Below are 24,608 nucleotides of genomic sequence, written 5' to 3' on the forward strand. Positions count from 1 at the left end.
ATTGTCCTTCGATGCCCGCGGCGTGGAACGTGGAGCCATGACCCGTCCAGCGCTGCTGCCTCCTCCCGGCCGCCGGCCCCGGGCTGATCCGGATCTCTTTCCCCGCCGCCGCGGTCAGCCCGGCACCGGTCAAGGCGCGGCAGCCGGCTGCTCCGCCTTGGGGATGAGCTGTCCGGCGCCGCCGCCGACCTCCTGGCATTGGCCGTTCCGGTGGATTGCGTGTGCTGCGGCGCTGAAGACTTTGAACTCTGCGCCGCCTGCGACCGCCACCTCAGACGCCTGACCAGGGATCCGTTCCGCGCGGAGACCGGGGCGCCTGCGCTGATGGACATTGGCGGCAGGGTGCTGCTGCCCGTCGTAGCCGCCGGCGTTTACCGGGAGGAGCTTGCGCAGGCGCTCCTCTCGTTCAAACGGCACGGCCAACGTCAGCTCAGGAGCAGCCTTGGCCGGGCACTGGCCCGTGCTGTCCTGGCGGCGGCGGGGGAAGATCGGGCGGTATGTCTTGTCCCCGTCCCAACCAGTTCCGCGGCCTACCTGAAGAGGGGTTTCAGCCCCGTCCACCTGCTCCTGGCAGAGGTGGCGCGGGCGACGCCGGGAGTCCCTGTGGCGGACGTCCTCGGCAAGGCAGGCAGGGCGGGACTCCGGCTGGCCGGAGGGCAGAAGGGGCTCGGCCGCGGGGCCCGGGCCAAGCGTGTTCGGGGCTCTATGAAGGTCTGCCGCCGCGCCCGGGCACGGATTGCCGGACGCCGCTGCATCATCGTCGACGACGTCCTCACCACCGGTGCCACCCTCGCCGAAGCGGCCCGGGCCTTGCACCAGGCGGGGGCCATCGTCACCGGCGCGGTGGTCCTGGCTGCGACACGCCCGCCCGACGCAGGTGCCGCCGGGGCGGATGCCTCCGGTGCCGCGGAAGCAACCATGACTTAGAAAAAAATAAACCGGGAAAGGATGAATAACGGATGGCTATGAACTAACGTCGGTGGTGGGTACCAAGAACAGAATGTACCTGTCGATGGCGGCTCGGAGAGGGGCTTGACTGTCAAACAGCTCGGCCCAGCGAAGTGCCGCCGTCGTGTCACCGAAGTCATTTGGAGGGCACCATGGAGTTTATGATCAGCGGACGAAATCTGACAGTTTCAGACCGGTTCCGCGAATATGCCGGGAGAAGATCTCAAAGATCGAGTCGCTTGGAGACAAAGTCCAGCGCGTCGATGCCAAGGTCTCCAAGGAGACGAACGCCCGGCAGACCGGCGACCAGCTGACCGTTGAGGTGACAGTGTTGGGCCGTGGACCTGTGATCCGTGCCGAAGCCAGTGCCGCCGACAAGTTCGCAGCGTTCGATCTTGCTTACAACAAACTGCTTGAGCGTCTCCGCCGCGCCAAGGACCGCAAGAAGGTCCACCACGGGCGGCACACTCCGAAGGCCGTCCGTGAAGCGACCGCCACACTCGAACCTGCCAGTGCCCATGAACCGCTTTATGTCGAGGCGAGCCACCGGAATGACGCCGCGGCAGCCCCTGCTGACAAGTCCCCGTATGACGTGGACAACGACATCCCGGCCGGCGATTCCCCCGTGCTGATCCGCCGCAAGGTCTTTCCGGCCGCATCCCTTTCGCTGGATGACGCCGTCGACAATATGGAGCTTGTGGGCCACGATTTCTACCTCTTCGTGGACAAGGCAACCAACACGCCGTCGGTGGTCTACCGGCGCCGCGGCTGGACGTACGGTGTCATCACGCTTGACCACGAATGCGAGCCCGGGGACACGGTTATCGAGGAGAAAATCCTTGCCTACCGCTCGGATGACGCTGCAGCCAACGCCTAGGGTGGCCGCAGCCACCGGGGAGGACTGATGTGCCGCCGCTGAGCCTGGAGCAGGCACGGCGGATCGCTTTGGCAGCGCAGGGACTCCACAAAGGACGGCCCGCCGGCCCCGTGACTTCACGGACGGTGGGCCGGACCTTTGCCCAGATACAGCTGGTACAGATCGACTCCGTCAATGTGCTTTCACGCAGCCATTTCCTTCCCTTCTTTTCGCGGCTCGGCAATTACGACCGCACCATCCTGCAGCGGATGTCCGGCGTCCATCCACGCCGCATGGTGGAGTACTGGGCCCACGAGGCGAGCTACATACGTCCCGAGCACTACCATGACCTCCTGCTCTGGCAGCGGCGCGCCTGGGTTGGAGCAGGACGGATGGATCCTGGCCAACGAGCCGCCATTGCCGCCAAAATACTCGACACCCTCGCGAACAGCCGCCCCCTGACTGCTTCGGAACTGACCGCCAGGATTGGCCATATCGAGGAAAGACAGGAACTGAACTGGGGCTGGAACTGGAATGCGGTTAAGCGGGTGCTGGAGCATCTGTTCGAGGAGGGCCTGGTCTCCGCGGCCGCACGGACAGAACAGTTCGAGCGCAAGTACACACTGACTCCCAGAGTGCTGCCCCACCTGGACCGGAACGGGGACCCGGATCCGGCAGGCGCGCTGCACCGCCTTACGGAGGCGGCAGCCCAGGCGCACGGTATTGGAAGCATCCGGCGTTTCGCCGACTACTTCCGCACGCCGGTCAAGGCAACGGCCCAGTCCGTTGAGCATCTGGTGCGCACGGGCAGGCTTGAGCCGGTAAAAGTGGCCGGCTGGAACCGAGACGTCTACCGGCACGTGGAAGCCGTGCTGCCGCGGCGGGCCGTGGGGCGCGCCCTGCTCAGCCCGTTCGACTCGCTGGTCTTCGAGCGCCGCCGGCTCGAGGAATTGTTCGGGTTCCACTACAGGATCGAGATCTACACGCCGGAACATAAAAGGCGGTTTGGCTACTACGTCCTTCCGTTCCTCCTCCGCGACAGGATCGTCGCCCGCGTGGACCTGAAGGCCGACCGCGCCGGCGGGAAGCTGCTGGCGAGATCCGCCTTTGCCGAGCCGGAAGCCCCGGCGGACACCGCCGTCGAACTCGCCGCGGAACTGGCCCTCATGGCCCAGTGGCTGGGGCTGGGGAAGGTGGAGGTGCAGCCCACGGGTGACCTGGCGCCGGACCTCGCCAAAGCCGTGGCGCTCGGATAGACGAGTATCAGCTCTGAGGGAAACCGGCGTCTGCCGGTGGTCTCTCCCGTAGACTAAAAACGCCAGAATTCGGCGGCATGAGACTGGGAGCATTTTCACGTGGCATCACTTATCGAAAAACTACTCCGCACGGGTGACAAAAAAAACCCTGCGGCAACTGCGGAACTATGCCGACTCCATCAATGCACTCGAAGACTCGTTCAAGACCTTCACCGACGCTGAACTCCGCGAGGAAACGGACCGTCTGCGCGAACGGCACCAGGACGGCGAGAAACTGGACGACCTGCTTCCGGAGGCCTTCGCCGCGGTCAGGGAAGCCTCGTCCCGGACCCTGGGCATGCGGCACTTCGACGTCCAGCTGATGGGTGGCGCCGCCCTGCACCTTGGCAACATCGCCGAAATGAAGACCGGTGAAGGCAAGACCCTGGTGGCAACCGCTCCTGCCTACCTGAACGCCCTCGCCGGCAAGGGTGTTCACGTGGTCACCGTGAACGACTACCTGGCCGAATACCAGTCCGACCTGATGGGCCGCGTCTACCGGTTCCTGGGCCTGACCAGCGGATGCATCCTGTCCAACCAGGATCCTTCGGTGCGGCGCCAGCAGTATGCAGCCGACATCACGTACGGCACCAACAATGAGTTCGGGTTCGACTACCTGCGGGACAACATGGCCTGGGACCGGAACGAACTTGTCCAGCGCGGGCACCACTTCGCGATCGTGGACGAGGTGGACTCCATCCTGATTGACGAAGCACGTACGCCACTGATCATCTCCGGCCCTGCCCAGGGCGACACCAACCGGTGGTACAGCGAGTTCGCAAAGGTTGTTCTCCGGCTCCAGCCCGAGAAGGACTACGAGGTCGATGAGAAAAAGCGGACCGTCGGCGTGCTGGAGAGCGGCATCGAGAAAGTCGAGGACTACCTCGGTATTTCCAACCTCTACGAATCGGCAAACACTCCGCTGATTGGTTTCCTCAACAACGCCATTAAGGCGAAGGAACTGTTCAAGCGGGACAAGGACTACGTCATCCTCGACGGCGAGGTCCTGATCGTTGATGAGCACACGGGCCGCATCCTGGCCGGGCGCCGCTACAACGAGGGCATGCACCAGGCGATCGAGGCCAAGGAAGGCGTCGAGATCAAGGCCGAGAACCAGACGCTGGCCACCGTGACCCTGCAGAACTACTTCCGCATGTACGCCAAGCTTTCCGGCATGACCGGTACCGCGGAAACCGAGGCCGCCGAGTTCATGAGCACCTACAAGCTCGGCGTCGTGCCCATTCCCACGAACCGGGATATGCAGCGCATCGACCAGCCGGACCTGGTCTTCAAGAACGAGACCGTCAAGTTCGACGCCGTGGTGCGTGACATCGCCGAACGCCACGAAAAGGGCCAGCCCGTCCTGGTGGGCACCACCAGCGTCGAAAAGAGCGAATACCTGTCCCGGCTCCTTGCCAAGGAAGGCATCCGGCACGAGGTCCTCAACGCCAAGAACCATGCCCGCGAGGCTGCCATCGTTGCCCAGGCCGGCCGCAAGGGCGCCGTCACCGTGGCTACCAACATGGCAGGCCGCGGTACGGACATCATGCTGGGCGGCAACGCAGAATTCACCGCCGTTGCAGAACTCGCAAAGCGGGGTCTGGACCCGGAGGAAAATTCGGAGGAGTACGAGTCCGCGTGGCCTGACGCCCTCGAATCAGCCAAGCAGTCGGTCAAGGACGAACATGAGGAAGTGCTGAACCTCGGCGGCCTCTACGTCCTGGGCACGGAGCGGCACGAGTCCCGCCGCATCGACAACCAGCTCCGCGGCCGGTCCGGCCGCCAGGGAGACCCGGGCGAGTCCCGCTTCTACCTGTCCCTGACGGATGACCTGATGCGGCTGTTCAACTCCGGTGCTGCCGAACGCCTCATGAACAGCTCGGTACCGGACGACGTCGCGCTCGAATCCAAGCTTGTCTCGCGCGCCATCGCCTCTGCCCAGGGACAGGTGGAAGGCCGCAACGCCGAGCAGCGCAAGAACGTGCTGAAGTACGACGACGTCCTGAACCGCCAGCGCGAGGCCATCTACAGCGACCGACGCCGCATCCTGGAAGGCGACGACCTGCACGAGAAGGTGCAGTTCTTCGTCGAGGACACCATCACGGCCCTGATCAACGACGCAACGGCAGAAGGGAACGGCGACGACTGGGACTTCCAGCAGCTCTGGACCAACCTGAAGACGCTCTACCCTGTCACCGTCACTGCCGAGGACATCATCGAAGAGGCCGGTGGCAAGTCAAGGGTCACTGTCGAGATGCTGAAGGAAGAGCTGCTGTCCGACGCCCGCCTGGTGTACCAGGAGCGGGAGGAAGCCCTCGGCTCCGAGAGCATGCGGGAGCTGGAGCGCCGCGTGGTCCTGTCCGTCATCGGGCGCAAGTGGCAGGAACACCTCTACGAGATGGATTACCTCAAGGAAGGCATCGGCCTGCGCGCCATGGCGCAGCGCGACCCGCTCGTTGAGTACCAGCGTGAAGGTTTTGTCCTGTTCCAGAGCATGATGGAGGCCATCCGCGAGGAAAGCGTGGGGTTCCTGTTCAACCTGGAAGTGGAAGTCACCCCAGCCCAGGACGTCGTGGTGCCGGACGCGGCCGGCGGCCATACCGAGCACGTCGAGCCTCAGGTGAAAGCGGCCGGCCTGGAAGCGCCGGAAAAGCCTGCGCAGCTGCAGTACACGGCACCGAGCGAAAGCGGCGGAACCCAGACCCGCGTCGAGACCCGCTCGTCCGGCCGTTCCGGAAATCCCGCCAAGGCAGCGGCACAGGATGCGGCCCGGCGTTCCACGGGCAAGAAGAAGCGCCGCTGAACCAGCAATTGTTGATGTAGCGCTGCCGGATGGCACGCAGCACAGGAGGCAGGTCCGCAAGTTCCGGACCTGCCTCTTGTCTGCGCATCAGCCGATGACAAGTTCGGTCACCCTCCACACTTGCTTGCTGCGCTCCAGCCGGACGGCGACGGCGCGGGCACGGACGTCATCCACCACCACCGCGCTTGCTTCGAAAACACCTTCGGCGACTTCGCAGACGCGGACCGAGCGGACGATGGAATTCCGGTGGAGGCGGGCCAGCGCGGGGTTTCCGGTGCGGGTTATCTCCCGCCTGATGAGGGAAGCCCGATGCTGCAGATTTCCCAGGCATCGCGGATCCAGCCGACGGGCCAGTTGGTGGACGGGCCGGATCCCCGCCAGTACTTCCATCGCGGCCTGGACTGTGCCACGGGCTATGGCCCGTACCTCTGCTGTTTCGTCCACCGCCCGAAGCTCCGGTGCATTGGGAGGCCGCGGCGTCCTGCTGCGGCCGTGGTCCATCTGAGCTCCCGCTGTTCTGGGGGCGCGTCCTGTTCCCGGTTTGCTGGCTGTTGGTCCCTGGACGGCACGGATTGGCGTGACGGCAGACATGGGTTCCCCTTTGGTATTGGTTTCGTTTTTTGGATTCGTGCCTCTGGTGCCGCCGGGCCGCGTTCCTGCAGGGTGACGGCTGGTTACGCAGGTGCCGGCGGCAGCAGGATCTGTCCCGGCAGAAGGACATCCGGGTTCTGGCCAATGAGTTCCTTGTTGGCTTCGTACCAGCGCGGCCATTCGAGGGCTATGTCCACGTCCGACGCCCCGTGCCCCAGATGATTCGCCACAATCGTCCACAGACTGTCGCCGGCAAGGACGGTGACGCCTCCGGCAGGCCAACCCGTTGCGCGTGAGGAGAACCCGCCCCGCACGGGGGACGCGGCCAGCGGCCCAGGTTCGACGACGGGTTCCCGCGGCTGCCACCCGGGTTCAACCGTTGACGGGGGAGCGGGGCTGGAAGGGGCCTTAGAGGCCTTTGCAGCAGAGGGTCGGGCGGCTTGTGGCTGAGCCAGGGAGTCTTTCCCGGCGGCAGATGAGGTGCTTTCCTGACCTTGGCTTGTGGGTAAGCATTCAGGCCCCGGTACTGCCGCGTTGGCAGCAGCGCCCGACAAGAGCTGGAACGACACTGTGGCAATGACCAGCCGCCGCATAAAAGCCGGAGACATCCTGCCTGCCGCTGCTGCGGCACGCCCCCTGCCACGTCTCTCAAACATCACACTGGCTGTCGCACAGGCGAGGGAAGCGAACCACCAGAGGAGGAGGACAGTACCGAAGGCTGCTGCGCCCGCCCCCAGAATCTGGTCCAGAGTGAACTGATGGTTCCGTGCTATGGATTCCTGCCATTGGCCGAGAAGTCCCGCTCCGATGGCGAGAAGCAGCCCGCCCAGGAGCAGCAGGGTGGCGGCCATCACAGCGTCCGCGCCGAGGGTGGTGCCCGGTCGTCCCATCTAAGTCCCCTTTAATGCACTTTGATGCGTTTTGATGCTGACTGAATCAGTTTGCTCGCATATTTGCGTGTTTGTCCAGACGCTGGAGCATGGAAATTGTTTTGTTGACCGGCCGGGGATGCGGCCCTACTCTGGCCGGATGCGCTGGGATGCACTCTTCAATGACATGGAAAGCCAGATGGCGGAATCGGACCGGCTGTCACTCGACGCCGAGGTCAATGAACGCGCCAAGGTGGAGGAGGTGGAGCTAGGGCTGGCCGACAGATTGCGATCGGCACTCGGCTGCCTGGTCACTGTGCACCTGTCCGGCGGGGAAACGCTGCACGGCACACTGGCGCACGCCGGAGCGGACGCCCTGGTGCTCCATGACGATCCACACCAGATCCTGGTTCCCTACGCCGCGGCGGCCCGATATGTTGGCCTGGGCAGGTTCTCGCGTTCAGAGCCGTCGAAGGTGCGCCGCGGGTTAGGTCTCGCGCACTCTTTGCGTGCCCTCGCGAGGGACCGGGCGGTTCTTACCGTTACCTTGGGGTACGGCGCCGGCCCCGTCCGCCTGGAAGGGGTCATTGACAGGGTGGGAAGGGACTACTTCGACCTCGCGGCAGTGGTTCCCGGGGAACCGCGGCGAAGCGTTCACGTCACGGGCGTTTCGAGCATTCCGTTCGCGGCGCTGGCAGCCATCAGGTCGCCCCTTGTGCGGGACACGTGACAGGCCCGGCCGGAAGGCCTGTGGTTGCGCGTGCCTGTTAGACAGACCGGGACTTGGACTCCTGGATCATGCGGCTGGCCTCGGCGTAGCGCTCCTCGATGTACTGCTCGAGCATTTTCTCTTCGACGCGCCATTGGCCCCGGCCGCCCACCTGGATAGCCTTCAGTTCTCCGCTTCGCACCAGTGCGTACGCGGCAGGCGAATTGATCTGGAGCTGCTCAGCGACATCCGCGAGCGTCAGGAACCTGGGCATGCCTCCATTTTGCCATCACTTGGCTCACTTTGCGTCCGTTATCCACAGATTGGCATTGTTTGCGCCAATGACTTTCGTTTGGCAGCCCTTGCCGCAACAATGAGGTGTCCGGCCGCAACGGGGGTGCCGGCGCTACCAGGGGGAGAAGCGGCATGGTTCCAGAATCGACGGCCACGGCCACGGCTGCGCGCCTGAGGCGCCCCTCCTGGAAAGATCCCCGCCTGCTGGTGGGCATACTGCTGGTCCTCGTGTCCGTGGCAGGCGTGGTCTTCCTGGTCAACGGTGCGGACCGGACGACGGAGGTTTACGCAGCCCGTGACGGCATCGCCGTGGGAGAGCAGCTCACCCCCGAAAACGTTGTCCGGGCCAAGGTCCGGCTGGGTGAAACCGAGCAGCACTACATCCCCGTCGAATCCGGTTTGCCGGAGGGGATGGTGGCCGTGCAGCGGATCGGCAAGGACCAGTTGGTTCCCCGGGCAAGCCTGGGTGAAGTAGATGACCTTGACCGCAAACCGGTGGCCATCAGCGTCGAGGGGACCCTGCCGTCGCAGGCTGTGGCAGGTGCAAGGGTTGACGTGTGGGTTGCCCAGCCTGATGCGAAGAACGGCTTCAGCGAGCCAAAGCTCCTTCTTCCCGGAGCTGAGATTGCTGAGGTGGCAGAAGGTTCTTCTGCCCTCGGCTCCACTAAAACAACCGTGCTCATGGTCCTCGTGGAGGACGGCCAGATGCCGGCTCTGCTCGGCGCACAGGCCAACGACGCGAAGATCTCGGTTGTCTGGAATCCGGGCGGCGGAACGCGATGAGCATCCCGGTGGTCACCGTAGGCCAGAGCCGGGAGGATCTGGTGGGCGGACTTGAACGGCTGCACGGGCCTGTCACGGTTGTCAGAAGATGCGCGGAGCTCGCGGAACTGCTGGCCGCATGCCAAAGCGGAATGGCGCGGGCGGCCGTAGTTGCGGATGGCAGCGAGGGATTGACGGCTTCGCTCGTGGACAGGCTTGAAGCCGTGGGAGTCGCCATCATTGCGCTGACGGACAATGCCGAAGAAGCCGCAAGGCTGCGAAAGATCGGCGTCTCCTGTGCATTGTCCGCGGTTGAATCAGCTGAGTTGTCCCAACGGATCTCGGAGGCAGTGGAGCAACTAACAGCTGGCGGCCGGGGATCAACAGGCCGGGGATCCTCCCTGGCGGACACCGGTGCAGCCCTTCAAGCGAAGCTGGCGGACACACCCGCAACTTCTCCCGACGTCCCCGGGGCCGGACGCGTTATTGCCGTGTGGGGTCCGGCAGGGTCTCCGGGGCGCACCACCCTCGCGGCGAACATCGCCGGCGAACTGGCCGCGGACGGGCAGCAGGTTCTCCTCATTGATGCCGACAGTTATGGCGCAAGCATTGCCGCCGTGCTGGGTCTGCTGGATGAATCGGCAGGCCTGGCGCAGGCCTGCAGGCTGGCTGACCAGGGGAGGCTGGATGATGCTGCCCTTGAACGGATTGCCACCCCGGTTGCCACTGTTTCCGGGACGTTCAGGGTGTTGACCGGCATTACCCGCGCGGACCGGTGGACCGAGCTTCGGGCGCCCGCCCTTGCGCTGGTCCTGGAGCGGGCGCGCCGGAATGCCGACGTCGTGATTGTTGATACCGGTTTTTGCCTCGAAGCAGATGAGGAGCTCAGCTTCGACACTTTGGCCCCGCGCCGAAATGCCGCCACGCTGCGTCCGCTGGAGCTGGCCGACACAATTTACGCCGTCGGCGCCGCCGATCCCGTAGGAGTGCCGCGCCTCGTGCGTGGGCTTGCAGAACTTGAGGCCGCAGTGCCGCAGGCCTCTCCCGTTGTGGTGATGAACAAGGTACGTGCCTCGTCCGTGGGCAGGAATCCCGAACGGCAGCTGCGGGAAGCATGGGAAAGGTTCGGTCCGGCGTTCGCCCTCAACGAGTTCCTTCCCTATGATGCGGCAGCTGCTGATGCAGCCCTGCTGTCAGGGTCACTGCTGCTTGAGGCAGCACCCGAGTCGATGCTGCGCCGCGCTGTGCGGAGGCTCGCTTGTGCACCTGACCAGCAAAAATCTCAATCCTCTGTCTTTTCTTCCACAGCAAGGCGTCGGGCAAAGGACTAGGCTCGCCATAAGAGCTGCAATGGAGCGGCAAAAACTTGTGATGGAGGCGTGTGTCGATGTCGTCGGGATCCAGCGTGGAGGATCAGCCCCTTTCCATTGAAGGCGCGGAAGGCTTCATTGGGACTACTACCAGCATCTGGCCGAGGAGGACGCGCGGAGCTATCCCCGCGAAGTACTCGTTGCCCGGGCAGAGAACCACCGTGAGGTTGCGGCTGTGCGGCGGCCCGGCCAGGCGAAAACCGCCATTATTGACGAGGAAGACAGCAGTGTTGTCTTCGTGGTCACGGACGACATGCCGTTCCTGGTCGACTCGGTCAATGCCGAGCTCGTCCGCCAGCACGCCGCCATCAAGCTGGTGGTCCACCCCCTGATTGTCGCCACCCGCGACAGGGACAACGGAAACCTGGTCAAGTGAACAGGGTCCCGTCCCACATCGGAATCTCCAGCGGTGACACGGCAGCAATGCCCAGCCTGTCCCACCTCATCGCGCAGGGTGAAAATGCCTCGCACATGGAGTCCTGGATCGCCGTCGAAATCAACCGCGTGTCCGACGAAACCAAGGCGTCCTTGCTGGAGGGCCTGAACCGGGTCCTTAATGATGTCCGGGCTGCCGTGGAGGACTGGCCCAAAATGCGCCAGAAGGCGCGGCAGATCTCCGAAAGCCTGGACCAGGTGGCAAACCCGGCACAGATCGCGGAGCTGCGGCAGGCGAAGGACCTGCTCCGCTGGCTGGACGACGGCAACTTCACCTTCCTGGGGTACAGGGAGTACGACCTCATCAATGTGGAGGGCGAGGACGTCCTTGAACTGCGCGAGGACAGCGGGCTGGGGCTTCTGCGGGCGGCTGCAGACTCGCCGCACATCCAGCACCTCACCGACACCGGGCGGAAGAAGGCCCGGGAAAAGCGGGCACTCGTCATCACCAAGGCCAACTCCCGCTCTACCGTCCACCGCTCCGCGTACCTGGACTACATCGGGGTCAAGAGCTTTGACGCCGCGGGCAACGTCAACGGCGAACGGCGCTTCATCGGACTCTTTGCCACCAGCGCCTACACCGGCTCGGTCCGGAACATCCCGATTGTCCGCGAGAAAGTCGATGCCGTCCTGCGCAGTGCCGGCTTCCCGCCTGACTCCCACTCCGGCAAGGACCTGCTGGGAATCCTGGAAACCTACCCCCGTGACGAACTTTTCCAGATTGAAGTCCCGGACCTGGCAGCAACCGCCCTGGGCATCCAAAAACTGCAGGAACGCCGCAGGACGCGGCTGTTCCTGAGGCCGGACATCTACGGACGGTTCATGTCCGCCGTCGTCTACCTTCCGCGCGACCGGTACACCACCAACGTCCGGCTCCGCATTGAGCAGGAACTGCGCGAAACCTTCCAGGCCGTGTCCATCGACTATGAGGCACGCATGACCGAATCGGCACTCGCGCGCCTGTTCTTCCGCATCCGCCTGCCCAAGAACGCCGACGTCAGCCACGTGAACACCGCGGAACTTGAAAAGCGGCTGGTCCGCGCGGCCCGCTCCTGGAGCGAAGGGATTGCCGAGGTCCTGCGCGAGGGCCGGGACGCCGAGGAAGCCAAGGAGCTCGCCGCCATCTGGGCTGAAGCCTTCCCCGCGGGCTACCGGGTGGACTACGAGGTGGAGGACGCCCTCGAGGACATCGCCCGCTTCGAAAGATACGGTGCGGCCGCGGAACGTGCGGTGGGGGCCCGCCAGGAACGGCCCGGTGTGCACGTCTACCTTCCCGAAGGGGCAGGGGCGACGCTCGAAGAGGACGCCCGCGTCAAGCTCTATATGCTTGAGCCCAAGAGTCTGAGCCAGATCCTGCCCTACTTCCACAACCTGGGGCTTGAGGTGCTCGACGAGCGCCCGTTCGAGATCGAAACCGCGGACCGCCGTGACTTTTTCCTCTACGACCTGGGGCTGAAGTACCCGGCCGGTGTGGATCCCGTGTCCACCGGGGAGCTGCTGGCCGATTCCTTTGGTGCCGCCGTGACAGGCGCCGCCGAGTCCGATGCGTTTGACCGGCTGGTCCTGCGCGAGGGCATGCACTGGCGGCAGGTCACCGTGCTCCGCGCGTACGCCCGGTACATGCGGCAGATGGGCAACAGCAACTCCTTCGGCTTCATGGCGGACACCCTGCTGGCCAACGCTGACGTCGCCAGGGGCCTAAGTGCGCTGTTTGCCGCGCGCTTTGACCCGGAGCTCAACGACGCCGAGCGGCTGGAAGCCCAGGAGACCGTGCGGCAGGAGCTCGCTGCCTCCATTGAGAAGGTGGCCACGCTCGACGCCGACAGGGTCCTGCGCACGTTCGCCAACCTGATCGAAGCCACGCTGCGGACCAACTACTACCAGGACAAGCGGCACCTGAGCTTTAAGCTCGATCCCTCCCGGATCGACGGGCTGCCCTTCCCCCGGCCAATGTTCGAAATCTGGGTATACGCACCCCGCGTGGAGGGCGTCCACCTCCGCTTCGGCAAGGTCGCCCGCGGCGGGCTCCGCTGGTCGGACCGCCGCGAGGACTTCCGCACGGAGGTCCTGGGCCTGGTGAAGGCACAAACCGTCAAGAACGCCGTCATCGTGCCCACCGGCGCAAAGGGCGGGTTCTTCGCCAAGCAGCTCCCGGACCCCGCCGTTGACCGGGCCGCGTGGATGGCTGAGGGGGTCGAGAGCTACAAGACGTTCATCAGCGGCCTGCTGGACCTCACCGACAACCTCGTGACGGAAGGCGACGGCGAAAGGCTCGTGCCGCCGTCGAACGTTGTCCGGCACGACGATGACGACTCCTACCTCGTGGTGGCGGCCGACAAGGGAACCGCCACGTTCTCCGACATCGCGAACGGGCTCGCCGCCGAGTACGGGTTCTGGCTGGGCGACGCCTTCGCCTCCGGCGGATCCGTGGGATACGACCACAAGGCCATGGGTATAACCGCCCGCGGTGCCTGGGAGTCCGTGAAGCGTCACTTCAGCGAACTCGACCTGGACACCCAAACCCAGCCGTTCACGGTTGTGGGCGTCGGGGACATGTCCGGTGACGTCTTCGGCAACGGGATGCTGCTTTCACGGCATATCCGCCTGGTGGCGGCCTTCGACCACCGCCACATCTTCCTGGACCCGAATCCGGACGAGGAGGCCTCGTTCGTGGAACGGCAGCGGCTGTTCGAGCTGCCGAGGTCGTCCTGGGACGACTATGACAAGTCGCTGATCAGCGAAGGCGGCGGTGTCTTCCCCGGCAGGCCAAATCCATTCCAGTGTCGCCGCGGGTCCGTGCCGCGCTCGGGCTTCCGGCCGAGACAACGGAACTCAGTCCGCCGGAACTCCTGCGGGCTATCCTGCTCGCCCCCGCCGACCTGCTGTACAACGGCGGCATCGGAACATACGTCAAGGCCAGCACCGAATCCAACGCATCGGTGGGGGACAAGGCGAACGACGCCATCCGGGTTGACGGCCGGGACCTGCGCGTCAAAGTCGTGGGTGAAGGTGGAAACCTCGGCATGACGCAGCGCGGCCGGATCGAAGCCGCCCTGCAGGGAGTAATCCTCAATACCGACGCCATCGACAACTCTGCCGGCGTGGACTGCTCCGACCATGAGGTCAACATCAAGATCTTCGTCGACCGGATGGTCGCGGCGGGCAAGCTCTCCCCGGAAGAACGGCCCGGGTTCCTCGCCTCGATGACCGATGAAGTCGCCCGCCTCGTGCTGGAAGACAACATCGACCAGAACATCCTGCTGCTGAACGACCGGACCAAGGTGGCCGAGTGGAGCCCGAGTTACGAGAGGCTGATGGACTGGCTGGAGAAGTCGGCCGACCTGAAGCGGGACCTTGAAGCGCTGCCCAGCACGGAGTCGCTGCGCGAGCGGCTGCAGCAGGGACAGGGGCTGACGTCCCCCGAGCTGTCGGTCCTCGCGGCGTACGCGAAGATCGAACTGACGTCCGCGCTCCGGGACAGCAAGCTTGCGGACGACCCATGGTTCCGGCAGACGCTGCGGGACGACTTCCCCCTGCAGCTGCGCGAGCGGTTTGACGAGGAACTGGACACCCATCCGCTGCGCCGCGAAATCATCGCAACGGTCGTGGCCAACGACATCATCAACCTCGGCGGCATCACCTTCGCCTTCCGGGTCATGGAAGAGACTTCAGCCAGTGAAGTGGCCGTCGCCAAAGCGTTTGTGGCGCTGCGGGAAATCTACGAGCTGGACTCGATGGTTGGGGAGCTCAACAGCCTGCCTGCATCCTTCCCGACCGAGCACTGGAGCGCCGTCCACCTCGACATCCGGCGGCTGCTGGACCGCGCGGTCAGGTGGCTCCTCACCCAGGAACCATTTCCCAGCCGATCGCGGATGTGGTGGCCGAGTTCAAGCCGCTGATGGATCCGATGCGTGCCCGCCTCCTGGACTACCTGCGCGGCGATGACCGCGAACGGGTTGCCGGCTGGCTCGAAACAGCGCGTGAATGGGAACTTCCGGAGGGGCTGGCACTGCGCTGGGCCGAGCTCTTCGAGAGCTTTGTGCTGCTGGATATCGCCAAGATTGCCCGGGCCCGGAAGGAACCGGTGGAGGAGATCGCCGCCGTCTACTACACGGTGTTCAACCGGTTCCATGCAGACTCGCTGCTGGAACGGATCAGCAGCCTTCCACGGCAGGACCGGTGGCAGGCCCTGGCCCGGGCGGCGCTCCGGGACGATCTGTATTCCACAGTTTCGGATATGACGACGGCGGTGCTGGACGCAACCGAGCCGGCTGACTCGCCGGAGGCGCGGCTAAAGGAATGGGAGGCCCGGAACGCCGAGCAGCTGGGACGGGCGAAGAGCATGTTCGACGAGGTGAACGCCCTCGAGTCAGACGATATGGCTTCACTGTCGGTAGCATTGAGGCTCTTGAGGTCAATCGTCCGACGCTAGCAATCCGGCGTCGCAAATGGAGGTGCAGTGGCAATCTTTACGGACCCGATCAGGGAACACGCTGATTTCGGGCCGGGCGATGCCGAATGGCTGCACCTGCTGGTGGGGACTGGCAGATGGTCGCGGACCTGGCGTTCGCCGACCTGGCGCTCTGGTCTCCCCACCCGGAGCATGGGTATATCGCACTGGCGCACGTCCGGCCATCCACCACGCACACGGTATTCCACGGGGACTTTGTGGGTGAGGGGATCCGGTCGGACCTGCAGCCGCTCGTGGACAAGGCATGGAACAGCCGGGCTATAGAGCGCTCGAGCGAAACAAACTGGAGCAGCGAGATGGCACTCCGGGTGGAGGCCGTGCCCATGGTCCGTAACGGCCGGACGCTGGCAGTGGTCACCACCCACATGGACCTGTCCAGTTCGCGGATGCCGTCCCGCCTTGAACTGACATACCGCCAGTGCGCCTATGACCTGCTTCGCATGGGCACGCTGGGTCTGTGGCCCGACTTTGCTTCGCCCACCGGGTCCCGGCGCGGTGCTCCGCGTGTGGGGGATGGACTGATCCGGCTCGATGCGGAGGGCGTGGTGCAGTACGCCAGTCCCAACGGGGTCTCGGCTTTCCGGCGCCTTGGCGACGGCGAGTCCCTGGAAGGCCGCTCACTCGCCGAAGTCACGGCCAGCCTGCTCAAGGACCGGCGGATGGTGGACGAGACGCTGCCGCTGGTGGTCACGGGCAGGATGCCGTGGCGGAGCGAGATCGAGTCGCGGGGTGTCAGCCTGTCCCTCCGGGCCATCCCGCTCCGTGACGAACAGCAGCGCTTCGGTGCGCTGGTCTTGTGCCGGGATGTGTCCGAGCTGCGGCGGCGCGAGATGGAACTGGTGACCAAGGATGCAACCATCCGCGAGATCCACCACCGCGTGAAAAACAACCTCCAGACGGTCGCGGCGCTTTTGCGGATGCAGTCCCGGCGGATGGTCAGCGAAGAGGCGAAGCAGGGGCTGGAACAGGCGATGCGCCGGGTCGCCACGATTGCACTCGTGCACGAAACGCTGTCGCAGGGACTGACCCAAAGTGTCGATTTTGACGAGCTGATCGGACGCCAGTTCAGGCTGTCCGCCGAAGTTGCCTCGCCTTCCCAGCAGGTCAGGACCGAGAGGTCCGGCACCTTCGGTGAGCTTCCCAGCGACCTGGCCACGCCATTGGCTCTTGTCATCAATGAACTCGTAACCAACGCAGTGGAGCACGGCCTGGAGGGCAGGGCGGGAACCGTGTGGCTCATTGCCGACCGTTCTGAAGGGGAAGACGGCGAAGAACTTACCGTAACGATCGCCGACGACGGGGTGGGATTGCCGGATACGCCCCACGTTGAAGGACTTGGCCTGCAGATTGTGCGCACGCTGGTGACCAGCGAGCTCGGGGGCACTATCCAGTGGCGGCCGCGCGAGGGCGGCGGCACGGCCGTGCAGATCCGCCTCAGCCTGTCGGGCAAGTAGCTCCGCAAGGGCGCCAGTCGCCGCCTTTGCCTTAAACGGAAAGAGCCCCTGCCGCAGTTTGCGGGAGGGGCTCTTGCGTTGTTGTTAGGAAGCGCGGCGTGCGCGGGCTGCGCGGCGCTTGAGGGCGCGGCGTTCGTCTTCGCTCATGCCACCCCAGACGCCGGCGTCCTGGCCGGATTCAAGTGCCCACTGCAGGCAGGTGTCCACCACTTCGCACCGGCGGCAGACGCTCTTGGCTTCCTCGATCTGCAGCAGGGCCGGGCCCGTGTTCCCCACGGGGAAGAAGAGTTCCGGGTCCTTATCCAGGCACGCTGCGCGGTTACGCCAATCCATGCTGATCAGTTGCTCCATTTCTGGGAAGTGCTATTTGTGAAATAATTCACTAGTAGCTACAAAGGAAAAGGGCCCGGCAGGGCCCCCCTTGGTCATCTGAATCAAGCCTGTCATGTTAACGCTGTGTAAACAAGGGGTAATAACGCCTGATATCCCCGTAACGCTGAGCGATACATCACACTGCCCATGCTGGCCCTCACCAATGTCCGACTATGTCCGGTAGGGTGCCAGTGTGTCAAGACCCCCTGAAAACCCCGAACCTGGGTCCCCTCCAAGCGTCCCGCAGCCTGTCCCTGGCCGCGGGAGTGCCGGTCCGGATGGAAGCGCGCCGCCGGCGGTCATCATTGTGGCGCTCATCGTGGCTGCCGAGGCGACAGCCCTCCTGGTGGCGGCAGGCTGGTACGGCTATCAGCTGCTGGCCGGAAGCCCTGTCCTGTCCTTGTGGGGGGGCGGTTTTCACCCTGGTGCTCCTGCTTGCGTTCGCTGCTTGGCTGTACGCCGTGGCGGTCTTCCTCTACCGGGGGTACCGCTGGACCCGTGCTGCTGCCCTTGTGGCCCAGCTGTTCGTCCTCACCATCGGGTTCCCCACCCTCACCGGTGGCCTTGTCGCGGCCGGGCTGGCGATGCTCGTACCAGCGGTCACTGCCATCCTGCTCCTGTTCCACAACAACGTCATCAGCTATGCATCCCGCACCGGAAGCGCTCCGCCCGCGCTGTAGCGGGAAGCAGCTGCCTGTTCCGGGCCTGCTCCTTCAATTCTGCCTCCGAGGCCCGGGCCACTTGGATGGCCTGGGCCCGTCCTGCGGAGATGAGCACCGCCCTGCCCGGGGGCGGAGCCGGTTCCACTTCGAAACGGACCCAAACGCGTCTCCGTCCGCAAAGGATGCCGGTCCGAGCAGCAGGGCCGTTCCGGCAGCACGGGCACCCATGGCGGGCGGAACACGCTGCAGGAGCAGCGGGCTGTAGCTGGCAGTCAACACCAATGGGTGGCCGAGCGCCTGCAGTTCCGAGAGGTCGCGCATGGCGGCCGGCGACAGGAGGTCTGCGTCGTCCGCGAGAAGCACAGCATCGCTGGGCAGATCGCCGGCGCGGGCAGCCGACAGGATCCTGGTCCAAGGGTTGGCCGCCGGCGTTGGGGAGTTCGGGCTGAGCCAGTGATGAGCGGGGTTCAGTTCCTGCAACGACTTCAAGGTGTTGGTCTTGCCGCTCCCGGACCTTCCGAGGACGGCGACGGTGCCCGCGGCGGCCAGCCGAAGGTAAACAGGGAAAGCTCGTCTCCGCCCACTCCAATCAGCATGTCCTGCGTGGACCGTGTTAGTGCAGCATTTGCCGATACCCCCTCACGCTCATGGATGCCGCGGACCTCTGGCGCCGTGACCCGGAGGGGCAGCGGCTCCACCCGGAATGGCAGTGGTTCAGCGGGGTCGCCGACGCCCAACGGACCTTCGGGCCACTGCCGGCCGGGCGCCAGCCGGAACACCTGGCAAACTGCAGAGTCACCATTTGCTACCGGACCGAAAGCCACCGCCCTGCTTTTGATTGCCGTCGTGGACGGCAGCCGGGGCCAGCGCCACCCTGCTGTCCTGTTGGACCCGGCAGGAAAATACAGCCGGCTGGACAACGCCCCACAGAACCTGGCGCTGACCAGCTCCCGGTCACCCGAGATAACCACGGTGACGCCCGCCCGGACGCCGTCCCTGACCACATCGTGCATGAGTTCCTCGGCCCACGCCAGCGGACCTGATCTGAAGGCCGACACCCACGCGCCCCAGCCGGAGACCAGCACCACTAGGGGAACGGCGGCCTCCGCGGGCCTGCTGAGCCGGCGGGTCATCTCCAGGGCTATACGCTCAAGGATCCGCACCGCACGGCGAAGCTCGTGAAGACCCGTGGCAGCCCCCACACGCGGGTGCCTGGCCGCAGAACTGAAAGACCCGGTGCCGTCGAGGATGTAGCAGTGCGCCGGCTCGCGGTGGAGCAGCAGGCCCCGAAGCACCAGTTGCGCCGCTTCGTCTGCGCCGGATTCGGGGGCACCTATCAACGCCAGGTGACTGTCGGCGCCCGGTCTCCAAACGAGCGGATGAACGGACTGCTCCTTCGGCAGGTCCATCGCTCCAAGTGTGAGGGCCCAGGCCGGGTCGCCGGGAAAGGGATCGGGCCCGCTGCAACCCATCGATGGCTCCACGATGTCATCGGGCAGGGGAGGGGCGACCGGAACACGTGGCGCTGCCCCCTCCCTGGAGGTCCACGCATCGCGAATCATGGCAATCAGGGGTGCCGCGGCCTGCGCTGGAGTCTGCGGTTCCGCGTGCCCAGGCTCAGGCGCCCCTGCAGTAAGGTGCTCGGTGGTGAGCTGCACGGTGATGGCCGTGAGAGGGGCTGACTGTGTCCGGACCAGGTTTGTTGTTGCGGCCTGGAACTCCCGGGCTGGTTCCGTACCGCGCGTCATGAATGCCCGCCCCGGGGCGTCAAGCCGGATGGCAGCTGCCTCCTTGGAGCCGATGATGTCAACGGATTCCATGTCCGACTGCACCCGCAGGGCGATGCTGGAGGTAACGTTTGCCCGGATATCAGCCGTCAGGGCTCCCTGCGGCCGCTGGGTCGCCATGACGAGGTGGATCCCGAGGGACCTGCCGATGGATGCTATCCGCATCAGCTCGCGGAGTACCTCCGGTGCGTCGTCGACGAGCATCCGGAATTCGTCGATGATGATCACCAGGTGGGGGATGGGGAATCCTTCGGCTTCCGCGGTGGACCGGTATCCGGCAAGGTCCGGAACGCGCGCGGCCGCGAGCGCTTCCTCACGCAGCCGGATTTCCGCCCGCAGCGAGGTCAGTGTGCGTTCCAGTTCATCCCTGGTCAGGTCGGTCAACAGCCCCACGCAGTGCACAAGCCCGGTCAGGGGGCCGAGCCCGGAACCACCCTTGAAATCCAGGAACAGGAAGTTGATGCGGCTGGGCGGATGGGTGAGCGCCAGGGCCAGGGTGAGGCTGCGCAGCAGCTCGGATTTCCCGGCCCCTGTGGTCCCGGCCACGAGCACATGGGGTCCATCGGCCTGCAGATCAATCACCAGGGCCCCGTCCGCATCGAGTCCCAGCGGCGCGGCAAGGCCCGCTTCCCCGATGCTCGAATCCCAGCGTGCGGCCAGGTGGGCGGGTGACAAAGGCAGGACATCCTCCAGCGCGCAAGTGCGCGCGATTGGGTGTTTCCCCATGTTCGGCCGGGGTGGCGCAGCGGCCAGCTGCCGGCAGAATCCGTCGAAGACGTCGTTTTGTGCCAGGTCGGCCACGAAGGTGATGTCTTCGCCCTGTCCTCGCAGCGTTGAGCCGTGGTGGTGCAGGACGACATCGACGGCGGGTGTGCCGGCCGCTGCCCTGGAACGGAATTCAAGGACCTGCCAGCCGTGCCGGTGCGCTTCTTCCATGAGCATGGCTGCCGTCCTGCCGTCAGCTGTGGCGTCCGCGAGCAGGAGGACACCGTGCTCATAGCCGGGTGGGAATCCCTCTTTTAGGGAATCACGGCAGGCCTCCGCTGCCACCATCAGGACCACATCAGGAAGATATCGAGCGGCAAGGGGAAGACTTGTTGCCGGTCCGAAGATAATGATCCGGGTGCTCCTGCACCTGGGATATCCCGAGAGCTGCATGACAATGGCCCTGATCATTCCATCCCGGAGTGGCTTTGTCCCCACGAAGACTGTCCGGGGTTGCAGCAGGTCAAAGGTCACCGGAACCGAATCAACAGATGGGACCTCGAGGGCGGCGGCCGGCACGGTTGTGACGTTCGCGTCCTGCTCCGCCTCGCCCAGCCGCAGCCAGATGCCACCGGTATCCGGCACGGAAGCAGCTGACCTTGCCCCCTTCCGCGTGGCCAGGGCAGTAACCGCAAGCGAAGGTCCCGAGGCCAGGCGCCTTTCCCGGTCCTGGGCCGCCGCCTTCCTGACTGCCCTGGCGGCATCCCGCCGCTGGCGCCGTCCGGAAACAACGGGAACCAGGAGGGCAACCGCCGAGGTGGCCGCGAAAGCCAGGAACATCCACATGCCCGTGAAGAGGGCCAGGCCGATGCCTATGGCCAGTGGGAGCGCTGCTGTCACAAGAAGGGCAGCCCGGTTTCCCGGATCGCCCCGTCCAGGCACAGTGATCGGTTCCTGTGCTGAAACTCCGGCCATGGCCAGGGACTTGATCGGGACGTCGGCGAACATCAGCGACATGGTTGAATTACCGCACCTGATGGTTGACCCCGCAGTGACGGCAGAGTGGCGGATTCTCTCGCCGTCCACGTAGGTGCCGTTGGCACTATCCAGATCCTCAATGAAGATGTCTTTGTCGGTCAACGTCAGGCGGGCATGCTCCCGGGACAGCTCAGCATCGGGAAGGACGATGCGTGCATTGCTCCTGCCCACGGTGTATTGGCCACGCTGCAGCGGTACGACTGTTCCGGCGCCGGCGCCGGTGTGGACGGCAAGGACGAGCCCGGCAGGATGGCCGCCACAAGGACTGCGCCGTTGCTTCCGGCGCCTTGGTTCCGGGCCGCCGTCGACAAGTATTGCGCCTGGGATGAGGGGCGGGATCCCCAACCGTGCCGACTGGAGATCCTCGCCTGCGACGGTGACCATCCCTGTTCCGAATTGTTCCGCGAGCTGCCGGCAAAGTGCGGCGCCTGGAGCGCCTTCCGGGGCGTCGATTGTCAGCTCAAGCGGGTGGGAAGCCAGGCCGGACCCGGGTCCACCCACCAGTGTGCAGTGCAGCCTCATAAGCACTGATCCTTCTTGCCGTTGACCCCACGCTAGCCATACTTGGCTGGTCCTGGCGCCGCCGAAGGAGGCTATGTGGACAACCATGCGTGCCCTGGGCGGGCGGCGCCAGTGGCCGCTGATTCGACGGGCGCCGTGATGCCTCGGGTAGGCTAGAACAGCAGACAATGCGCATCATTGCGCTGCCCGCATTCAAACCAGGAGATTTTGTGACCGCTGACCTTGTCATCGTTGGGTCTGGCTTTTTTTGGCCTGACAATCGCAGAACAGGCCGCTACCGAGCTCGGCCTTAAGGTCGTCGTCATCGACCGCCGCCACCATATTGGCGGCAATGCCTACAGCGAGAAAGAAGAGCAGACCGGCATCGAGGTGCACCGCTACGGGGCGCACCTGTTCCACACTTCCAATGAGCGGGTGTGGGAGTACGTCAACCGATTCACCACCTTCACGAACTACGTCCACAAGGTTTACGGCGTGCACAAAGGCGAGGTCTACTCGCTGCCGATCAATCTCGCCACGATCAACCAGTTCTTCCGCGCAAACATGACCCCCGGCCAGGCGCGTGAGCTCATCCAGGAGCAGGCCGGTGAACTGGCGGGTACGGATCCGCAGAACCTGAACGACAAGGGCATCCAGCTGATTGGCCGTCCGCTGTACGAGGCCTTTATCAAGCACTACACGGGCAAGCAGTGGCAGACGGATCCGAAGGACCTCCCCGCCGGGATCATTTCGCGGCTTCCAGTGCGCTACAACTATGACAACCGGTACTTCAACGACAAGTACGAAGGCCTGCCCACCAACGGCTACACCGCGTGGATCGAGAAGATGGCCGAGCACCCGAACATCGAGGTGCGCCTGAACACGGACTTCTTTGACGAGTCGCACGAGTACAGCAAGACCAAGGTTGTGGGCAAGATCCCGGTCGTTTACACCGGACCCGTCGACCGCTACTTCGACTACGCCGAAGGTGACCTTTCCTGGCGCACCATCGATTTCGAGGAGGAAGTGCTCGACATGGAGGACTTCCAGGGCACCTCCGTCGTCAACTACAACGACGCCGACGTTCCCTACACCCGCGTCATCGAACCCCGGCACTTCCACCCCGAGCGCGAATACCAGACGGAAAAGACCGTTATTATGCGCGAGTTCTCGCGCTTCGCGGAAAAGGGCGACGAGCCGTACTACCCGGTGAATACGACGGCGGACCGCGAGCGGCTGCTGAAGTACCGCGACCTTGCGGCTGCTGAAAAGGACGTCCTGTTCGGCGGACGCCTCGGAACCTACAAGTACCTTGACATGCACATGGCCATCGGGTCGGCGCTGAGCATGTTCGACAACAAGATCCGCCCGCACTTCGAAAGCGGCGTCAAGCTGGAAAGCGGAGGCGTCGACGCATGAGTGCCGCGCCGGGCTGGTCAACACTTCAGAGGGTAATTTTCCCGCCGGAGTCCGGGGTGGACACTATGTCCCTCTATGCAGATGCCGGCCCGGCAACCGGGGTTCGCTTCAAGGAAAGCGATGAATTCGCCAGGAACCCCAAACCTGTTGAACAAAAACTGCACCTCGTCGGCTCCAATACCCGCGAAGTGCACGTGGACGATTTGCTGTCGCGGCAATCCGTCCGGGTACGGTCCGGGGAGCAACTTTCCCTGGGGACGTACTTCAACGCCTTTCCCGCCAGTTACTGGCGCCGCTGGACCCACCTTCGGGACATCCGCCTGGTCGTGGAGACTTCCGGGCGGGGATCCGTTACCGTCTACAAGTCAAATGCCCGCGGCACCATCCAGCGTGTGGATGGCGCCAGGGTTGAGGATGACGCGCGCACCGAATTTGAGTTGTCCATCAAGCCGTTCGGCGACGGCGGGTGGTATTGGTTCGATCTGGCCTCCAGCGGGGGAGACCTCGTCCTCAAGGAGGCACGGTGGGAGGGCCCGCCGCCGGTGAGGACCGGGGAGACGGTAACGATCCAGATCACCACCATGGACAAGCCGGACTTCTGCCTGGCGAATGTCCGGACCCTCGCCGGCCATCCGGAAGCCTTGGAACTCGCCAGGGAAGTGCTCATTGTCGACCAGGGGTCCCGGAAGGTGGCAGACCAGCCGGGGTTCGCGGAAGTAGCGGCCCTGCTCGGTCCAAAACTCCGCGTCATTGACCAGGCTAACCTCGGCGGCTCCGGAGGGTTCGCCCGCGGCATGTACGAAAGCGTGGAAAACGGCAGCGACTACGTTCTCCTGCTGGATGATGATGTGGTCATGGAACCGGAAAGCATCATGCGGATGATGGCATTTTCGGGAAGCTGCAAGAGCCCAACGATCGTTGGCGGACACATGTTCGACCTTTACAGCCGCAGCACCCTGTACTCGATGGGTGAAACCATTGACTCCCGACGGTTCTCCCCGGGCCAGCCGCATCGTGATATGCAGATGCGGCACGATTTCAGCGTGTCCAACCTTCGGCAGACTCCCTGGCTGCACAGGCGATTCGACGTCGACTACAACGGGTGGTGGATGTGCATGATCCCCACCTCCGTCATCCGGCAGGTGGGGCTTCCCCTGCCGCTGTTCATCAAGTGGGATGACTCAGAGTACGGACTGCGTGCACGGGCAGCAGGATTCCGTACTGTTTCCCTGCCTGGAGCGGCGCTCTGGCATATCTCCTGATCGAC

At 64.6% G+C, this 24,608-nt stretch carries 14 protein-coding genes and 5 pseudogenes; 12 read left to right on the forward strand and 7 right to left on the reverse strand.

Annotated features, from left to right (window positions below; translation table 11 throughout):
- Positions 1-129: 129 nt before the first annotated feature.
- Complete coding sequence (locus ACPEE0_RS06470; protein ID WP_424574168.1) at positions 130-270, reverse strand: hypothetical protein; 141 nt, start codon at positions 268-270, stop codon at positions 130-132.
- A gap of 54 nt (positions 271-324) precedes the next feature.
- On the opposite strand from ACPEE0_RS06470, the gene ACPEE0_RS06475 reads away from it, so the two are divergent.
- The 4 genes and pseudogenes from ACPEE0_RS06475 (at position 325) to secA (ending at position 5,902) form a co-directional block, all read left to right on the forward strand.
- Positions 325-927, forward strand: coding sequence for a ComF family protein (locus ACPEE0_RS06475; protein ID WP_009356828.1), 603 nt, complete (start codon positions 325-327; stop codon positions 925-927).
- 173 nt (positions 928-1,100) lie between these two features.
- Positions 1,101-1,825: pseudogene (gene hpf / locus ACPEE0_RS06480) on the forward strand (ribosome hibernation-promoting factor, HPF/YfiA family).
- A 29-nt stretch (positions 1,826-1,854) separates the two neighbouring features.
- Positions 1,855-3,060, forward strand: a complete 1,206-nt coding sequence (locus tag ACPEE0_RS06485; RefSeq protein WP_424574169.1) for a winged helix-turn-helix domain-containing protein — start codon at positions 1,855-1,857, stop codon at positions 3,058-3,060.
- A 133-nt stretch (positions 3,061-3,193) separates the two neighbouring features.
- Complete coding sequence (gene secA, locus ACPEE0_RS06490; RefSeq protein WP_424574170.1) at positions 3,194-5,902, forward strand: preprotein translocase subunit SecA; 2,709 nt, start codon at positions 3,194-3,196, stop codon at positions 5,900-5,902.
- 87 nt (positions 5,903-5,989) lie between these two features.
- Here the strand turns inward: secA and ACPEE0_RS06495 are convergent, their stop codons facing one another.
- Both ACPEE0_RS06495 and ACPEE0_RS06500 read right to left on the reverse strand, forming a co-directional pair.
- The gene (locus ACPEE0_RS06495) at positions 5,990-6,346 is read right to left on the reverse strand and encodes an Rv3235 family protein (protein ID WP_354175309.1); all 357 of its coding nucleotides are present in this window, start codon (positions 6,344-6,346) and stop codon (positions 5,990-5,992) included.
- A 230-nt stretch (positions 6,347-6,576) separates the two neighbouring features.
- Positions 6,577-7,383 carry a LysM peptidoglycan-binding domain-containing protein gene (locus ACPEE0_RS06500; protein WP_424574171.1) on the reverse strand — a complete coding sequence of 269 codons (807 nt, stop codon included), beginning with the start codon at positions 7,381-7,383 and terminating at the stop codon, positions 6,577-6,579.
- A 178-nt stretch (positions 7,384-7,561) separates the two neighbouring features.
- On the opposite strand from ACPEE0_RS06500, the gene ACPEE0_RS06505 reads away from it, so the two are divergent.
- Positions 7,562-8,092: a hypothetical protein gene (locus ACPEE0_RS06505; RefSeq protein WP_424574172.1), complete on the forward strand. Its 531-nt coding sequence runs from the start codon at positions 7,562-7,564 to the stop codon at positions 8,090-8,092.
- 37 nt (positions 8,093-8,129) lie between these two features.
- Here the strand turns inward: ACPEE0_RS06505 and ACPEE0_RS06510 are convergent, their stop codons facing one another.
- Entirely contained in the window at positions 8,130-8,345 is a 216-nt protein-coding gene (locus tag ACPEE0_RS06510; protein WP_009356834.1) for a helix-turn-helix domain-containing protein, read from the reverse strand.
- 152 nt (positions 8,346-8,497) lie between these two features.
- Here ACPEE0_RS06510 and ACPEE0_RS06515 point away from each other — a divergent pair, with 152 nt between their 5' ends.
- The 4 genes and pseudogenes from ACPEE0_RS06515 to ACPEE0_RS06530 all read left to right on the forward strand — a co-directional run bounded on the left by ACPEE0_RS06515 (position 8,498) and on the right by ACPEE0_RS06530 (position 16,857).
- On the forward strand, positions 8,498-9,148 hold the full coding sequence (locus tag ACPEE0_RS06515) for a hypothetical protein (protein ID WP_407709685.1): 651 nt from the start codon (positions 8,498-8,500) through the stop codon (positions 9,146-9,148).
- Positions 9,145-10,458: an AAA family ATPase gene (locus ACPEE0_RS06520; RefSeq protein ID WP_424574173.1), complete on the forward strand. Its 1,314-nt coding sequence runs from the start codon at positions 9,145-9,147 to the stop codon at positions 10,456-10,458. The genes ACPEE0_RS06515 and ACPEE0_RS06520 overlap by 4 nt, the downstream gene beginning before the upstream one ends.
- 56 nt (positions 10,459-10,514) lie before the next feature.
- A pseudogene (locus ACPEE0_RS06525) lies at positions 10,515-15,364 on the forward strand (NAD-glutamate dehydrogenase).
- Positions 15,365-15,391: 27 nt separating this feature from the next.
- Positions 15,392-16,857: pseudogene (locus ACPEE0_RS06530) on the forward strand (sensor histidine kinase).
- Positions 16,858-16,941: 84 nt separating this feature from the next.
- Here the strand turns inward: ACPEE0_RS06530 and ACPEE0_RS06535 are convergent.
- The gene (locus ACPEE0_RS06535; RefSeq protein ID WP_009356837.1) at positions 16,942-17,190 is read right to left on the reverse strand and encodes a WhiB family transcriptional regulator; all 249 of its coding nucleotides are present in this window, start codon (positions 17,188-17,190) and stop codon (positions 16,942-16,944) included.
- Between the two features lie 340 nt (positions 17,191-17,530).
- On the opposite strand from ACPEE0_RS06535, the pseudogene ACPEE0_RS06540 reads away from it, so the two are divergent.
- Positions 17,531-17,909: pseudogene (locus tag ACPEE0_RS06540) on the forward strand (hypothetical protein).
- A gap of 33 nt (positions 17,910-17,942) precedes the next feature.
- Here ACPEE0_RS06540 and ACPEE0_RS06545 read toward each other — a convergent pair.
- Entirely contained in the window at positions 17,943-18,380 is a 438-nt protein-coding gene (locus tag ACPEE0_RS06545) for a hypothetical protein (RefSeq protein WP_424574174.1), read from the reverse strand.
- A complete protein-coding gene (locus ACPEE0_RS06550) occupies positions 18,377-21,943 on the reverse strand; it encodes an FtsK/SpoIIIE domain-containing protein (protein WP_424574175.1) in 3,567 nt (1,188 codons plus the stop codon). The genes ACPEE0_RS06545 and ACPEE0_RS06550 overlap by 4 nt, the downstream gene beginning before the upstream one ends.
- Positions 21,944-22,152: 209 nt before the next feature.
- Here ACPEE0_RS06550 and glf point away from each other — a divergent pair.
- Positions 22,153-23,341 (forward strand): annotated as a pseudogene (gene glf / locus ACPEE0_RS06555) (UDP-galactopyranose mutase).
- Positions 23,338-24,603 (forward strand): glycosyltransferase, encoded by a 1,266-nt coding sequence (locus tag ACPEE0_RS06560; RefSeq protein WP_424574176.1) that lies wholly within the window; start codon positions 23,338-23,340, stop codon positions 24,601-24,603. The pseudogene glf and the gene ACPEE0_RS06560 overlap by 4 nt, the downstream one beginning before the upstream one ends.
- Positions 24,604-24,608: the final 5 nt, after the last annotated feature.

The sequence above is a fragment of the Arthrobacter sp. SD76 genome (genome assembly GCF_049726125.1).
Classification (GTDB): Bacteria; Actinomycetota; Actinomycetes; order Actinomycetales; family Micrococcaceae; genus Arthrobacter; species Arthrobacter nitrophenolicus.